This window comes from Embleya sp. NPDC050493, assembly GCF_044458105.1.
In the GTDB taxonomy this organism is placed as follows: Bacteria; Actinomycetota; Actinomycetes; order Streptomycetales; family Streptomycetaceae; genus Embleya.
The window spans coordinates 25,736-40,086 of sequence record NZ_JBITHP010000023.1; the positions used below are offsets into that span (position 1 = coordinate 25,736).

Annotated in this window: 12 protein-coding genes and 1 pseudogene; 6 read left to right on the top strand and 7 right to left on the bottom strand. The window is 69.7% G+C overall.

Features of this window, described 5'->3' with window-relative positions:
• Positions 1–95: 95 nt before the first annotated feature.
• Positions 96–293, top strand: coding sequence for a hypothetical protein (locus ACIBM5_RS33800; protein ID WP_396010460.1), 198 nt, complete (start codon positions 96–98; stop codon positions 291–293).
• Here ACIBM5_RS33800 and ACIBM5_RS33805 read toward each other — a convergent pair.
• Both ACIBM5_RS33805 and ACIBM5_RS33810 read right to left on the bottom strand, forming a co-directional pair.
• On the bottom strand, positions 290–1,117 hold the full coding sequence (locus tag ACIBM5_RS33805; protein WP_396010461.1) for an MBL fold metallo-hydrolase: 828 nt from the start codon (positions 1,115–1,117) through the stop codon (positions 290–292). The two genes, ACIBM5_RS33800 and ACIBM5_RS33805, sit on opposite strands and share 4 nt — an antisense overlap.
• Positions 1,111–1,971, bottom strand: coding sequence for a hypothetical protein (locus ACIBM5_RS33810; RefSeq protein ID WP_396010462.1), 861 nt, complete (start codon positions 1,969–1,971; stop codon positions 1,111–1,113). The genes ACIBM5_RS33805 and ACIBM5_RS33810 overlap by 7 nt, the downstream gene beginning before the upstream one ends.
• 710 nt (positions 1,972–2,681) lie before the next feature.
• On the opposite strand from ACIBM5_RS33810, the pseudogene ACIBM5_RS33815 reads away from it, so the two are divergent.
• The 4 genes and pseudogenes from ACIBM5_RS33815 (at position 2,682) to ACIBM5_RS33830 (ending at position 7,469) form a co-directional block, all read left to right on the top strand.
• A pseudogene (locus tag ACIBM5_RS33815) lies at positions 2,682–3,520 on the top strand (SDR family oxidoreductase).
• A 5-nt stretch (positions 3,521–3,525) separates the two neighbouring features.
• Positions 3,526–4,854, top strand: a complete 1,329-nt coding sequence (locus ACIBM5_RS33820; RefSeq protein WP_396010463.1) for an NAD(P)/FAD-dependent oxidoreductase — start codon at positions 3,526–3,528, stop codon at positions 4,852–4,854.
• 90 nt (positions 4,855–4,944) lie between these two features.
• Complete coding sequence (locus tag ACIBM5_RS33825) at positions 4,945–6,429, top strand: cytochrome ubiquinol oxidase subunit I (protein ID WP_396010464.1); 1,485 nt, start codon at positions 4,945–4,947, stop codon at positions 6,427–6,429.
• Positions 6,429–7,469, top strand: coding sequence for a cytochrome d ubiquinol oxidase subunit II (locus ACIBM5_RS33830; RefSeq protein WP_396010465.1), 1,041 nt, complete (start codon positions 6,429–6,431; stop codon positions 7,467–7,469). The genes ACIBM5_RS33825 and ACIBM5_RS33830 overlap by 1 nt, the downstream gene beginning before the upstream one ends.
• On the opposite strand, the gene ACIBM5_RS33835 is transcribed toward ACIBM5_RS33830, so the two are convergent.
• The 5 genes from ACIBM5_RS33835 to ACIBM5_RS33855 all read right to left on the bottom strand — a co-directional run bounded on the left by ACIBM5_RS33835 (position 7,385) and on the right by ACIBM5_RS33855 (position 12,975).
• Complete coding sequence (locus ACIBM5_RS33835) at positions 7,385–7,792, bottom strand: DUF2254 family protein (protein ID WP_396010466.1); 408 nt, start codon at positions 7,790–7,792, stop codon at positions 7,385–7,387. The genes ACIBM5_RS33830 and ACIBM5_RS33835 overlap by 85 nt on opposite strands.
• A gap of 198 nt (positions 7,793–7,990) precedes the next feature.
• The gene (locus tag ACIBM5_RS33840; RefSeq protein ID WP_396010467.1) at positions 7,991–9,571 is read right to left on the bottom strand and encodes a GMC oxidoreductase; all 1,581 of its coding nucleotides are present in this window, start codon (positions 9,569–9,571) and stop codon (positions 7,991–7,993) included.
• 124 nt (positions 9,572–9,695) lie between these two features.
• On the bottom strand, positions 9,696–10,202 hold the full coding sequence (locus ACIBM5_RS33845; RefSeq protein WP_396010584.1) for a gluconokinase: 507 nt from the start codon (positions 10,200–10,202) through the stop codon (positions 9,696–9,698).
• A 5-nt stretch (positions 10,203–10,207) separates the two neighbouring features.
• A complete protein-coding gene (locus tag ACIBM5_RS33850) occupies positions 10,208–11,116 on the bottom strand; it encodes a cyclase family protein (protein ID WP_396010585.1) in 909 nt (302 codons plus the stop codon).
• 38 nt (positions 11,117–11,154) lie between these two features.
• The gene (locus ACIBM5_RS33855; RefSeq protein ID WP_396010468.1) at positions 11,155–12,975 is read right to left on the bottom strand and encodes a glycoside hydrolase family 15 protein; all 1,821 of its coding nucleotides are present in this window, start codon (positions 12,973–12,975) and stop codon (positions 11,155–11,157) included.
• A gap of 349 nt (positions 12,976–13,324) precedes the next feature.
• On the opposite strand from ACIBM5_RS33855, the gene ACIBM5_RS33860 reads away from it, so the two are divergent.
• Positions 13,325–14,275, top strand: a complete 951-nt coding sequence (locus ACIBM5_RS33860) for a DUF389 domain-containing protein (RefSeq protein WP_396010469.1) — start codon at positions 13,325–13,327, stop codon at positions 14,273–14,275.
• The last annotated feature ends 76 nt before the right edge of the window (positions 14,276–14,351 follow it).

Consider the following 14,351-nt stretch of genomic DNA (forward strand, 5'->3'; position numbering starts at 1 on the left):
TGGGGGGAAGGTCGGACAGGGGAGGCTTCGCGGCGGACGGCGGTAGGCCGACGACGATCGCCGAGATCAGGGAGACGTTGACTCCCCAGGAGCGGGTGGAGTTCGAGGAACAACTCGCGAACCTGCCCTTCGATCAGTTGCACGCGAAGATCGTGCTGGAGTGGGCCCTGACGCCGGAGGAACGCGCCGAGGATCGTGCGCAGTTCGAGCGTTTGCGCTCCGCCGCACGAGTGCGTCGCCGTCTTGCGTCGACGGACGGGCGGGGTGGTCGTGTGCCGCCGCCCGATCGCTAGTCGGGCGTCCCGTCGCGCTGTCTTCTTTGGGCGTGGCGCCGGAGTTGCCCCGTGTGCACGTCGCTCACCCATTCCCAGCCGGGCTCGGCCGACGGGCCGATGCGCGGGTCGTCGAGGGCACGGCCGTCACGCAAGGCATGCGCGTACGCCCGATCCCGGTCGATCCGTACGCGTAGCCGGTCGGCTCCGCAGACGGACCCGTGACCGGGGACGAGGACATCGACGTCGCCCGCCACGCCCTCCAGCAGCCGCAGCCCGACTAGGTAGTCCCCGATCGGGTCGGCGGTGTCGTCGAGCATCGGAACCAGGACGTCGGAAAGCATGTCGCCGGCGACGAGAACGCCGCATTCCTCGATCAACAGCGCCGCATGGCCCGGGGCATGAGCCGGATGCTCGATGATCCGCACTCGAGGGCCGTCCCAGGGAATCCGCGCGGTTTCGGCGGGCAGACCGGTGATGAGGCCGAACAGGTCGAGCGGTGTCTCCTCGGCGATTTCCGGCGGCAACCCCTCGACCACGCGGGCCTTCCAGTCCGCGTTCGACAGCACGTCCCGCATGTGAGCCGCACATCGGGCCGTACCGTAACGAGGCGCTTCGCCGAGTTCGGCGTGCCAGAGCACGTGGTCCCAATCGGGATGCGTCGAGAAACCCGCCACGACGGGCCGACCCGACTCGCGAAGGTCGTTCGCGAGGCAGGCCATCTCCTCGCCTGTGATGCCGGGGTCGACGACCAACACGCCGGCCCGGCCCTGCACGACGACGGTGTTGTTCCGGAGCAACGCACTCTGGTGGACCAGAACGCCCTCCGCGACCCGCCTCAACATGGGGACTCCTTCCACTCGTGGATGCCGACCGTTTGTCGGGACCGTATGGCCCGGCGTGCCGGTACGTGCGCTTCGGAATACCGGCCGGGGCGGCAAACCTCGCGACCGGCACCTCCGCCGCCGCTCCCAAGGCCTCGGGTCGGGCGAGGGGACCGGGTCGACGTACTCCGAGCCCCTCTGCCAGGACTCGCACCGTAGACCCGACCACCGACACCACGCCGCAGTTCGCGCCTGAACGCCACACCCTCCACGCCCTCGGCCTGCTCGACGCGCTGGTCGACGACTTCGAGGAACCGTGCGCCCGGATGCCCACCGACAAGCAACAGGCGTTTCGGACCAGGGTGAGCGGGTTCCGCGAACGGCGACCTGCGGGAACGCGGGCGTCTCCGGGCTCTCGCGGAACAGCCGCCGACGAGCAGCGGGACCAGGAGCAGGCCGCAGACGCCGCCGAGGCGGTCGTACGTCGGCAGCGGCTTGACGGTCCGCACCGTCAGGGACCTGCCGAGTTTTCTGGCCGCGTCCTCGAACGCGGCTTCCAGCTCCACCCGGCCGAAGAAGCTCTTGGCGGGGACGACGATCAAGGTGTCGCTCGTCGTGCCCGGCAGGTAGGCGCCGTACAGCTTGCTCTGGTTGATCGCCTCCATCACCGCCGACTCGTCGGCGTAGCTCAGCGTCCGGAGATCCACCTTCGACGTCACCGCGTTCACGACCGGGGACGCGCCGGTCACCCCGAACGGAGCGTCGCGGAGCACCAGCAACTGCATCGCGCTTACCAGACACAGCGCGAACAGGCTCTGCAGGACCAGCACGACCGTCAGCGCGACCAACGCCTTCTTCACCATGCGCCTACCCATCGGCTCACCCTCGGCTCGATCAGGTCGTTGCAATTCGCGCCCATACACTCACGCTATGTGATCAAGCAGGACTCGGTGCCCCGAGTGGCCCGGCAGGACGAAACATGGACGGTGCGGGCCAGCCGGCTCCGGTGGCAACCCCCGCCCGGCGCCGACGGCGGCGAGGCGCCCTGACCGCGGCTATCACAGGAGCGACGGATGGTCTGCCCGCACCGGCGAGGTGGAACCCGTAACTGGGCCGGGACCGAACCGGACGGCCGGGAGTACGGCGCGAACCCAGGTTGATCGTGGATTTCCGACGGGCGGGACGAGGCGCAGCGGTCATTTCCTACTCCTTCGAAGATTGACCCGCAACTCGCCCCGCCCGGCAATCACAAGCTCAAGCCGGCCGGATGTGTCTCGAACCTGTGCATGACAAATGCCTACGTTCGATCGTGGCGGAGGGCAGGAGCGCTCACGCTCAGGTCACGAGCGTGGGAGGAGTCCATGGGCCGGGGACGGCTCCTAGCCCGACCGGATGATATGTCCCCCGAAACGCGACCTCTCGGTGTGCCGGTCAGGCCCGTCCGGAGGCCGGGTGGTTTCGTCTGAGGGGGTCGGCATGCGCTTACTTCTTTGTCCTTCCTGGCAGGCCGATGACTCCCGGCCTTCCTGGTGCACGTCGCCCGTGCCCTGTGGGCCGGCTGTTCGGATCGCCGAAGGAGACCGTGGTGGCAGGAAACGTCGACGAGAAAAGCGAAGCGGTCCCTGCGCAGCTCCTCAAGGGCCAGAAGGCGCTGGTGACCGGCGCCAACTCGGGCATCGGCCTGGCGACCGCGGTTGTCTGGGGCGCGCGGGGGCGGACGTCGTGGTGAACTACGTCGTCGGTGCGGACGAGGCCGAAAAGGTCGTGGCGCAGATCAAGGAGTTCGGGGTCCGCGCCTTTGCCCACGAGGCCGACGTGTCCGACGAGGACCAGGTGACCGCCATGGTCGCGAGGATGGTCGAGGAGTTCGGCACCATCGACATCATGGTGGCCAACGCGGGCCTCCAACGGGATGCCGCCGTGACCGAGATGACGCTCGCCCAGTGGCAGAAGGTCATCGACGTCAACCTGACCGGCCAGTTCCTCTGCGCCCGGGAAGCAGCCAAGGAGTTCGTCCGGCGCGGCGTGGTGGAGGAGGTCTCCCGTTCGGCGGGAAAAATCATCTGTATGAGCTCGGTCCACCAAATCATCCCGTGGTCCGGGCACGTGAACTACGCCTCCTCCAAGGGCGGAGTGGGCATGCTGATGCAGACCCTCGCCCAAGAGCTCGCCCCCAAGCGGATCCGGGTCAACGCGGTCGCACCCGGCGCCATCCGCACGCCGATCAACCGCGACGCCTGGTCCACGCCCGAGGCCGAGGCCGACCTGCTGCGCCTGATCCCGTACCGCCGGGTGGGAGACCCGGAGGACATCGCGAACGCCGTCGTGGCCCTCGCGTCCGACCTGCTCGACTACGTCGTCGGCACCACGCTCTTCGTTGACGGCGGAATGACGCTCTTCCCCGGCTTCGCCACCGGGGGCTGACGCCGATGCAGGATCACGTCACTCCCCGCCGGGTGGTGATCCTCGGCGGGGGCTTCGCCGGGCTGTTCGCCGCCCGCGCGCTACGAAAGTCACCGGTCGCGGTGACCATCGTCGACCGCACCGCCCACCACCTCTTTCAGCCGCTGCTCTACCAGTGCGCCTCGGGCATCCTGTCCGAGGGGCAGATCGCACAACCCCTCCGCGGGGTCCTGCGTCGCCACCACAACGTGCGCTGCGTGCTCGCCGAAGCCACCGACGTGGATGCGGGCGCACGCCTGGTCCACGCCCGGCGACCCGACGGCGGACTCCTCGAACTGCAGTATGACGAGCTGATCGTCGCGGTCGGCATGCGCCAGTCCTACTTCGGGCACGACGAGTTCGCCGCACACGCACCCGGCATGAAGACGCTGGACGACGCGCTGGACATCCGCCGACAGCTCTACCGGGCGTTCGAGATGGCCGAAACGGCCGTGGACGAGCGCGAACGGCAGCAGTGGCTCACCTTCGCGCTCGTCGGCGCCGGGCCGACCGGCGTCGAACTCGCCGGACAGATCCGGGAGATCGCCGGCCACACACTCGACCGGGAGTTCCAGAGGATTGACTCCGCCAAGGCCCGGGTGCTGCTCTTCGAGGGCTCCGACGCGGTCCTGGGCGCGTTCGGTCCCCGACTCGCCCATCGTGCCGCCCGAACCCTGCAGGGCCTCGGCGTGGAGCTCCACCTGGGCACGATGGTCACCGACATCGACGCGCGGGGCCTGACGGTCCGCGACCATGGCGGCGTGACGACCCGGTTCGACGCACGGACCGTCCTGTGGACCGCCGGGGTGGAGGCCCCGCCGATCGCCGCCGCGTTGGCCCGGGCAACCGGCGCCAAGCAGGACCGGGCCGGACGCATCCTCGTCGAACCCGACCTCACCGTCCCCGGCCATCCGGAGATCCGCGTCACCGGCGACGTGATGAGCCTGAACCGGCTGCCCGGCTTGGCCGAAGTCGCCATACAGACGGGAGCGTACGCGGGCCGGAGCGTGCGCCACGCCGTCGAAGCCAGGACGAAGCCGCAAAAGCCCTTCAAGTACGTGGATCTCGGCAGTGCCGCCTACATCGCCCGAGGCCACGCGGTCGTCAAGGCCGGCCCGCTGCACCTGTCGGGCTTCACCGGCTGGCTTGCCTGGCTTTTCATCCACCTGGCCTTCCTCACCGGGTTCCGCAGCAGGCTGGGGGCGGTGCTCAGCTGGTCGGTCTCCTTCGCCACCAGCTCGCGCCGCGAACGCGCCTTCACCGTGCCCGACACCGACGCGCCGGATGCCGCGAAGGCGCAACCGCCGCAGCCGTGACGGGCGGGCCTCGGCCCGTCTCACACGGCCGCCCGATCCACGACCTGTCCTTCCTCAGCCCCTCACGCGGGGTAGACCACCGAGGCGCAAATGCTCACTACAGCGGCTCTTCTGGCGAACAGCACACCGCCTCAGCTCCTGCCCGCCAGAGAGCTGATGGCGTTCACCCTGGCCTCGCACATCCTTCTGGTCCCGTTCGGAGTGGCACTGCCGTTCATCACCTTGGTGATGCACCACCGCGGGCTGCGCCGCAACGACGCCGTCGCCCTCCTCCTTGCCCGCCGTTGGTCGGCGGTGATGGCCGTCCAGTTCGCCATCGGCATCATCACCGGCACCGTGCTGTCCTTCGAGTTCGGCCTGTTGTGGCCCGGCATGATGGGCCGCTGGGGTGACGTCTTCGGCCTCGGATTCGGCATCGAGGCATGGGCGTTCTTCCTGGAAGCCGTCCTGATCGCGATCTACCTCTACGGCTGGCGCCGGCTCAAGCCCTGGACGCACTTCTGGCTCGCCGTACCACTCCCGCTGGCCGCGCTGATGGGGGCGTTCGGCATCATCGCGGCCAACTCCTGGATGAACACCCCCCGGGGATTCGACCTCGACGCCAACGGCAACCCGATCGACGTCAACGTGCAGAAGGCGATCTTCACGCCGATGTTCGGTCCGGAGTACTGGCACTTCGTCGTCGCTATGCTCCTGACTGCGGGCTACGTGGTCGCCGGCGTCTACGCGGTCGGCTGGCTGCGCGGGCGCCGCGACCGCTACCACCGGCTCGGCTTCACCGTGCCGTTCACCGTTGCCACCATCCTCACACCGGTCCAGTTCATGCTCGGCGACTCCGCCGCCCGCGCCGTGTTCCACAAGCAGCCGGTCAAGTTCGCCGCCACCGAACTGGTCTGGGACACCGACACCCATGTGCCCGAGTACATGTTCGGGCGCCTGAACAACGACGGGACGGTCTCCGGCGGGATCAAAATTCCCCAGCTGGACTCGATCCTGGCCGGCTTCAAGCCCGGTACCGAGGTCACCGGGCTGACCTCGGTACCGGCCGAAGACCGCCCCACCGTCCTCCAGGCCACCATCGCCCACTGGGCCTTCGACATCATGGTCACCATCGGCAGCCTGCTGGTCCTGCTCGCGCTCTGGTACGCCTGGTCCTGGTGGCGCCACCGGGACCTCCCCCGCACCCGCTGGTTCTTCCGCAGCGCCGCGGTCGCGGGGGTCGCATGTCTGGTCACCGTGGAGTGCGGCTGGATCACCACGGAGGTCGGCCGCCAGCCCTGGATCGTCTACAACCGGATGAGGGTCTCGGAGGCGGTGACCGACACCGGCGCGTCCTCGCTGTGGGCCATGCTCGGCATCGTCATCGTCGTGTACGCGGCCGTCTTCGGCGCGTTCCTCGCGGTCATCCTGAAGATGCGCACCCGCTGGCGCATCGCCGACGAGGGCTCGGCCGCACGCGCCGCACTGCCCCCGGAGACCGACACCCCCTATGGGCCCAGACGCGAGCCCGAGCCCGCAGTTGCCGGGACCCCGCCCAAAGGCGGTTCCGACAGCAGCTCCGGCGGTGCATCGTAATGCCCGAACTCATCGCCTGGGTACTGCTGGTTGCGATCGCCGCCTACGCCTGTGCCGGGGGCACCGACTACGGCGCGGGCTTCTGGGACCTGATGGCCGGAGGGGCGGAGCGCGGCAAGCGGCCGCGCCGGCTCATCGACCACGCCATGGCACCGGTCTGGGAGGTCAACAACGTCTGGCTGATCTTCGTCCTCGTCGTCATGTGGACCGGCTTCCCCACCGTGTTCCAGGCCGTCTTCTCCGCCATGTGGCTGCCTCTCGCCCTCGCCGCCGTCGGACTCGTGCTCCGCGGCGCCGGGTTCGCACTGCGCAAGCCCTCCCGTCGACTGGCCCAACGGCGCGTCTACGGCGCGATGTTCGCCATCTCGTCACTGCTCACGCCGTTCTTCCTCGGAGCCGTGCTCGGCGGCATCGCCTCCGGCCGGGTCGCGGTCGGCACGACCGCGTCCGCGGACGCCTGGGCCAATGAGACTTCCGTGCTCACAGGTCTGCTGGCCATCGCCGCCACCGCGTTCCTCGGGGCGGTCTTCCTGTGCTCCGACGCCGGGCGGTTCGGTGCGCACGACCTCGCCGACTACTTCCGCCTGCGTGCGCTGCTCGCCTTCGCCGCGGTCGTCGTCCTCGCCCTCATCGCCCTGCCCGTCACCCACGACGACGCACGGTACGTCTGGGACGGCCTCACCGAGGGCGCGGGCCTGTTGCTGGTCGTCCTGGCCGGGGTCTGCGGTGTGGCCACGCTGCTGCTTCTGTTGCGCCGGTCCCACGGCTGGTCCCGCTACGCGTCGGTAGCGAGCGTCGCCCTGGTCGTCGGCGCCTGGGGCTTCGCACAGCGGCCCTACCTGCTGCCCACCACGCTGACGGTGACCCAGGCGGCCGGCGCCGACCACACCCTGCGCTGGCTGGTGATCGTCACGGTCGTCGCGATCGTCCTGGTCGGCCCGGCGTTGGTGCTGCTCTATCGGCTCGACACCATGGGCGAACTGGAGGAACTCACCGACGCCGAGACGATGGCCGCCGGAACACCCGGGGACAACCTGTAGCGGTACTCGGGCGGTTCGCGCGGCGGCGGAGCGGCGGCGCTTGAACCGCCCACCTCGCACCAGTTGCTTTCTCCCGGCCGGGCGGTACCGGACGTGGCGAGCCCGCGGAGCCGGCGTCCGCGCGGTCCCGTGCCACCGTCCCGGACGGCTCGCCGACCACGGTCGTCCGCCGTCACATAGCGCGCCCGCAGCCGCTCCCTGCCGACCACACCGAGGAACGACTCGATGTGATTGAGCACCTGGACAGCTGTCGTGGGGTCGTTGACCGCCGGCGAGAGGGCGCGGATGTTTCCCCGAGCCGCAGTACGCGCAGGGTCCACCACAGCAGCGCGGCTCCCACCGCCCCGCCGATCAGACCGACGGCAAGACTCAGGGCGAACTGGCCGAGCTGGTAGCCCCGGCCGATGTCGACAGGGTCAAGCAATCACCTGCCGCAGGACGGCGAGCGGTAGGACAAGCCGCCGTTGGGCCGTTCGGCCGGACTTTTCACCCGGTCGGGGCCGGCGTCACCGGACGTCGACTCAGCTCAGCCTGGCGGCGATGTGGTCGCCGACGCGCAGGGCGTTGGCGATGGCCGTCAGGGACGGGTTCACCGCGCCGATGCTGGGGAAGAAGCCGGTGTCGACGACGTAGAGGTTGTCGAGGTCGTGGGCCTTGCAATTGACGTCGAGCGCCGAGCTCTTCGGGTCCTCGCCGAAGCGTACGGTGCCGGCCTGGTGGGCGGTGGCGCCGATGGGCATGCCCTTGTGCAGGTAGATGCTGTGGTCCAGCAGGTGGTGCTCGTGCATGCCCAGATGCCCGAGCATGCCCCGCAGTTTGTGCTGGAGACGCTTCAGTCCGGCGGTGTTGTTCTTCTCGTCGAGAGCCAGGTGAATGGCGTCGTCCTTGTCGAGGGTGACGCGGCTCTCGGGCAGCGGAAGGTCCTCTCCGCACAGCCAGAAGTCGACGGCGTGGTGTGCGATCACCTCGAACGGCATGTCGGGCGCTACCGTGCCGGCCCAGCGCGGCGCCTCGCCGTGGATCTGGTCGGCGTCGGACTTGCCGAGCATCTGGATGCCGCCGAGCGGGTAGTCCCAGTCGTCCGCGCCCAGGTACCAGTCGTTCAGCGCCAGGGTCTTCTGGAACTTGGTGGGGTTCGGTTCCTTCGACACCGCCATGAGCGCGAGGTTGTTGTGCCGCATGTAGTGCCGTCCCACCACGTCCGAGCTGTTGGCCAGGCCGCGCGGGTGCTTGTCGTTGGCCGAACGCAGCAGCAGCACGGCGGAGTTGACCGCTCCGGCGGCCACCACCACGATGTCGGCGCCGAATTCCTCCGTCGTTCCGTCGCCGAGGTCGGCGACGACCCTGGTGACGGTGCGTCCGGTCGGGTCGGTCTCCAGACGCCGCACATGGGCGTTGGTCACCATCGTGACGTTGTCGTACTCGAGCGCCGGGTCCACGCAAATCGTCTGCGCGTCGGACTTGGCGCCCACCAGGCAGGGGAAGCCGTCGACCCGGTCGCAGCGGATACAGACGCTGGAATGGGTGGCCCGGCCGTTCTCGTCCTGGGTGAGGTTCACGCCGATGGGCAGATGGAAGGGGTGCAGGCCGCGCTTCTCCAGGTCGTCGTTGAGCTGCTGGATGCGAGGCTCGTGCTCCACCGGTGGGTACGCGTACTGCGCACTCGCCGGCCCGCCCGTGGGGTCCTCGCCGTGCCGGCCGTGCACCAGGTAGAGGTGCTCGGCCTGGGTGTAGTACGGCTCCAGGTCCTCGTAGCGGATCGGCCAGGCGGGCGAGATGCCGTCGTGGTGGCGCAACTCGCCGAAGTCCTCGGGCCGCAGCCGGAAGAGCGCGGCTCCGTAGAACTTGGTGTTGCCCCCGACGTAGTAGTTGACCTCCGGCGGGAACTCGTTGCCGTGCTTGTCGTACCAGAACTCGGGGGCGCGGTACTTGGCCTTGACGAAGACGGCGGTGGAGTCCCAGTTGTCGCGCTCCCGGGGCAGGTAGTCGCCGCGTTCCAGGATCAGCACCCGTTTCCCGGTGGGGGCGAGGCGGTGCGCGAGGGTGCCGCCGCCCGCTCCCGTGCCGATGATGACGACGTCGTAGCGCTGATCCTCGGCCATGAGAGGGGTCCCGTCCTGAGGGTGATGGCGAGCGTTCGGGATATTGAGGGGCAAATCCTCGAAGGCAGTTCTCAAGCTAACGGGCGGGCCGGGCGGCGGCGACCCGCCACAGCCGAACGGGCAGTCAGTCGATGTCCGGCATCGCGAGAACCGCCTCCTCGACGATCGCCTGCGGGTCGGCCGACGCGTCGACCGTCAGGCCGGGCTCGTCCGGCCGCAGCGGTTCGAGGGCGGCGTACTGGGAGTTCACCAGCCGGGCGGGCATGAAGTGGCCGGCACGGCCCGCGACCCGGCGGTCGGCGGCCGTCCGGTCGAGCGCCAGATGCAGGAACCACACGCCCGAACCCGCCCCGCGGAACAGATCCCGGTACGCGCGCTTGAGGGACGAGCACGCCACCACCCCGCCCTGGCCGGCGTCGGCCGCTTCTCGGATCCATGCGGCGACGGACAGCAGCCACGGTCTGCGCTCCGCGTCGTCGAGCGGGCGGCCCGCGGCCAACTTGGCACGGTTCGCGGCCGGATGGACGTCATCCGCCTCCAGGAAGGGCACCATGAGTCGGCGCGCGAGCAGCCGCCCCACCGTGGACTTGCCCGATCCCGAGACACCCATGACCACCACGAGCGCCGGCATCGGGGTCACAGCACCGCGATCGGGTTGACCGGTGAGCCGGTGGCGTCCGCCAGCCTCAGCGGGGCGACCACGCACAGGAAGGACCAACGTCCCTCCGCTTCGCAGATCGGTACCAGGTCCTCGAACTGCAGGTAGTCCAAGAGGTGGACACCCATGGCGTGGATGGCCAGCACATGCACGGGGAAGTCCACGCCCTCGGAGGAACTGGGGGCCGTGTCGTTGTTCCCGTCGCCGCCGAGGACGGCGACCCTGCGCTCCGCCAGGAACTCCAGTGCGGACGGGTGGAGTCCGGCGCGCTCGTGTGCCGCGTGCCACGCCCCGAGTTCGGTGCGGCGTCGGCGGTGGCCGACTCGGACGAACAACAGGTCGCCCTCGGCCACGCGGACGTGCTGGGCGGCCTCGGCCGCGGTCAGGTCGTCGGCGGTGACGTGATCACCCGGTTCGAGCCACGGCACGCCGCGCAGCCGCGGGATGTCCAGCAGCACGCCGCGTCCGAGGATCCCGTCCCGGGCCGCCTCGATGGACAGCGCCGTGGCACCGTCCGCCGTGACGCTGCTCGCGGCCGCACCGCCGTGCAGCGTGCCGTCGTAGATCACGTGGCAGAGGGCGTCGATATGACTGTCGGCGTCGCCGTGCACGTTCATCGCGAAGCTGTCCGTCGCGAATTGAAGCCCATCCGAGGTGTCTTCCCCCGGCTGCCCGATCATCCGATGCCTCGCGGGCTCCGGATTGTCCGGCCCCGGCCGCGTCTCCACCGGCGCCGCGAGCGTGACCGTCCGACCGGTCCGCACTTCCCGGGCGGCCGCCGCCACCCGGGCGGGAGTAAGGGCGGTCAAAGCGCCCCGGTCGCCTGCGGCCCACGCGGCGCACGAGCGCAGGTGCCGGTACAGGGCGCGGAACTCGTCCTCGGTCAGGCGCGGCGGTGCCGCCGGAGCGGCGTGGGCGACCACGGTCAGCGTTCTTGCCGCGCGTCGAGCGCGGTGTCGAGCGTGGTGGCCGCCATGATGAGGGAGAGATGGGTGAACGCCTGCGGGAAGTTGCCCAGTTGCTCGCCCGTCGGGCCGACCTCCTCGGCGAACAGGCCGACGTGGTTGGCGTACGTCTGCATCTTCTCGAAGGTGTACCGGGCCTGGTCCAGCCGTCCCGCCCGGGCCAGCGCGTCCACGTAGAGGAAGGTGCACAGGCTGAAGGTGCCCTCCGAGCCGCGCAGCCCGTCCGGCGACGCGGCCGGGTCGTAGCGGTAGACGAGGCTGTCGGAGACGAGCTTGCGGTCCATCGCGTCGAGCGTGGAGAGCCAGGCCGGGTCCTGCGGGGCGATGAATCCGACCATCGGCATGAGCAGCAGCGAGGCGTCCAGGACGTCGCTGCCGTAGTGCTGGACGAAGGCGCTCTCCTTCTCGCTCCAGCCGCGGTCCATGATCTGCTCGAAGACGGCGTCCCTGGCGTTGCGCCACTTCTCCAGGTCGGCGGGCCTGCGGAACTGTTCGGCCAGGCTCAGTCCGTGGTCCATCGCGACCCAGGCCATCACCCGGCTGTAGGTGTAGTCCTGCCGTCCGCCGCGGGTTTCCCAGATGCCTTCGTCCGGGCGGTCCCAGTGGTCGGCGAGCCAGTCCAGGGTCGTGGCCAGGGCCCGCCACCCCCGGTAGGTGGCCTGCCGCATGATCTCGCGGCCCTGGGAGAACGCGTAGACGGCCTCACCATAGATGTCCAGCTGGAGCTGGTCGGCGGCGCCGTTGCCGATACGCACCGGGGAAGATCCGCGGTAGCCCTCGAAGTGGCCGAGCGTTTCCTCCGGCAGGTCGGGATTGCCGTCGATCCGGTACATCGTCTGGAGCGGCTCCCCGCCCTTGCCCTCGCGCTCCTGCAGCCTGGCCACCAGCCAGTGGAGGAAAGCGGTGCCCTCCTCGACGAAACCGAGGTCGAGCATGGCCCGCACGGACAGCGCGCCGTCGCGTACCCAGGTGAACCGGTAGTCCCAGTTGCGCTCTCCGCCGACCTGCTCGGGCAGGCCCATGGTGGCCGCCGCGATCAGGGCGCCGGTGGGGGCGTAGGTGAGGAGCTTGAGGGTGATGACCGAACGGTGCACCAGCTCGGGCCAGCGGCCCCGGTAGGTGGACTGGCGCAGCCACTTCTGCCAGAAGCGGCCGGTGTCCTCGACCTGTGCGGTGAGTCCGTCGACCGTGAGGGGCGCGGGTGCCTCGCCGCCGGACGCGCACACGGTGAACACGGCGCCACCGGACTCGCCGGCGTTCAGCGTCACCTGGCCGCGCACGTCTTCCCCGTCCCTCTCCAGGGGGAACGAGGTCTGTAGATACGCGTCCATCCCCGGGGCCCGGAACACGCCGGTATTCTCGCCCAGTTCCAGCTGATGCTCGGCCCGGCCGTAGTCGAACCGCGGTCGGCACTCGAAGGTGAAGTCGACGGTCCCCCGCACGGCACGCACGACGCGGATCAGGGCATGGCGGTCTGTGGCGGTGCGGCTCCGGTCCGGGGGCATGAAGTCGATTACCTCGCCCACTCCGTCCGGTGACATGAACCGGGTCACCAGAATCGCGGTGTCGGGGTAGTACAGCTGCTTGCAGGACACCTCGGGATGTTCGGGAGCGAGCCGCATGTACCCGCCTCGGTCGTGGTCGAGCAGGGCGGCGAAGATGCTCGGCGAGTCGAACCGGGGAGCGGCGAACCAGTCCACGACCCCCTGCGACGAAACCAGCGCGGCGGTCTGCAGGTCGCCGACCAAGCCGTGCTCGGCAATGGGAGGGTAGCGGTCCATGGGCTGCTCCGGAACGTAGGAAATGATCATCTATGTGCCACTATCGGCCACGGAAGTGACCCCTGCCACGTTGACGCGGCGACCGCCCACTCATCATTGCTGCCGCCGACCGTCGGCAGGCGGCACCCGCGCGGTCCAAGCGGTTGCCGCAGCGGGCCCGCCACAGCCGGGCGCTTCGGCCGGGTGGTCGAGGTCGCCGGGCCACTGAAGCGGGTCGTCGGCCGCCGCCGTGCGCTGTTCGGCGTGTTACGGATCGGAGACGGCCGGGCACTCATGGGTGGTTCGGGACTTCTACGCTCGGTCACCGCAGGGCCTCAAGGGTCCGCCCGCCCGGCGATGGAGGTTGTGCATGGAGATGATCCACGTCCGGCTGGTGAGCCCCCACGACCTCACCGCCCGCACAGTCGAGTTACTGGGAGACGGCCGCTACGTCTTCAACCTGGTCGTCATGGCCGAACCGGCGCGTCACCCCGACGGCGTCGCGATCGAGTGCGACATCCTGGCGGGCGCGGCGAACACCGTGCTGCGCAGTCTGCGCGAGCTGGAACTGGACATCCGCGGATCCATCGTCATCGAGCCGGTGGAGATGGCCTTCTCCGGCACCGCCGCCAAGGCGGAGCGGCGGCAGCTCGGGGCGCTCGCCCACGCGCCGGTCTGGGAGGAGGTCGAGGCGCGCATTCGCGCCGAGGGAACCTACCTGCCGAGCTTCTACGTCTACCTGGTCATCGCCGGCGTCATCGGGGCGGTGGGGATCATCACCAACTCCCAGATCCTGATCGTCGCGGCGATGGTCGTCGGACCGGAGTACGGCGCCATCACCAGCGTCGCGCTGGGCATCGACCGCGGCAACCGCACAAGGATCCGGCAGGGCCTGTTCGCCCTGACCGCGGGATTCTCGCTGGCCGTCGCGGCGACCTTCCTGTTCTCGTGGGCGATCCGGGGGCTCGGCCTTCAGCCCAGGGCGTTCGAACTCGGCATCAGGCCGGTCTCCGCGCTGATCGACAGCCCCAACGTCTTCTCCGTCGTCGTCGCGGTGCTGGCCGGCATCGTCGGGATCGTGTCCCTGACCCAGGCCAGGACGAGCGCGCTGCTCGGCGTCTTCATCTCCGTCACCACCATCCCCGCAGCCGCCGACGTCGGCGTCTCCTGCGCCTTCTCCAGTTGGAGCGAAGCCCGCGGATCCCTGGCACAACTCCTGCTCAACGTCGTGCTGCTGATCGTGGTCGGCGTACTGATGCTCCGATTCCAACGGGCCGTCTGGCGGCGGATCGGCCGCCGCGGGTCCGCCGGCGCCGTCTGAAGCCGAGCTTCCGTCAGGCCGCCGGTGACCCCGGTGGGCGAACCTGTCCGACGATTTCGACCGTGAAAGCGCGTTG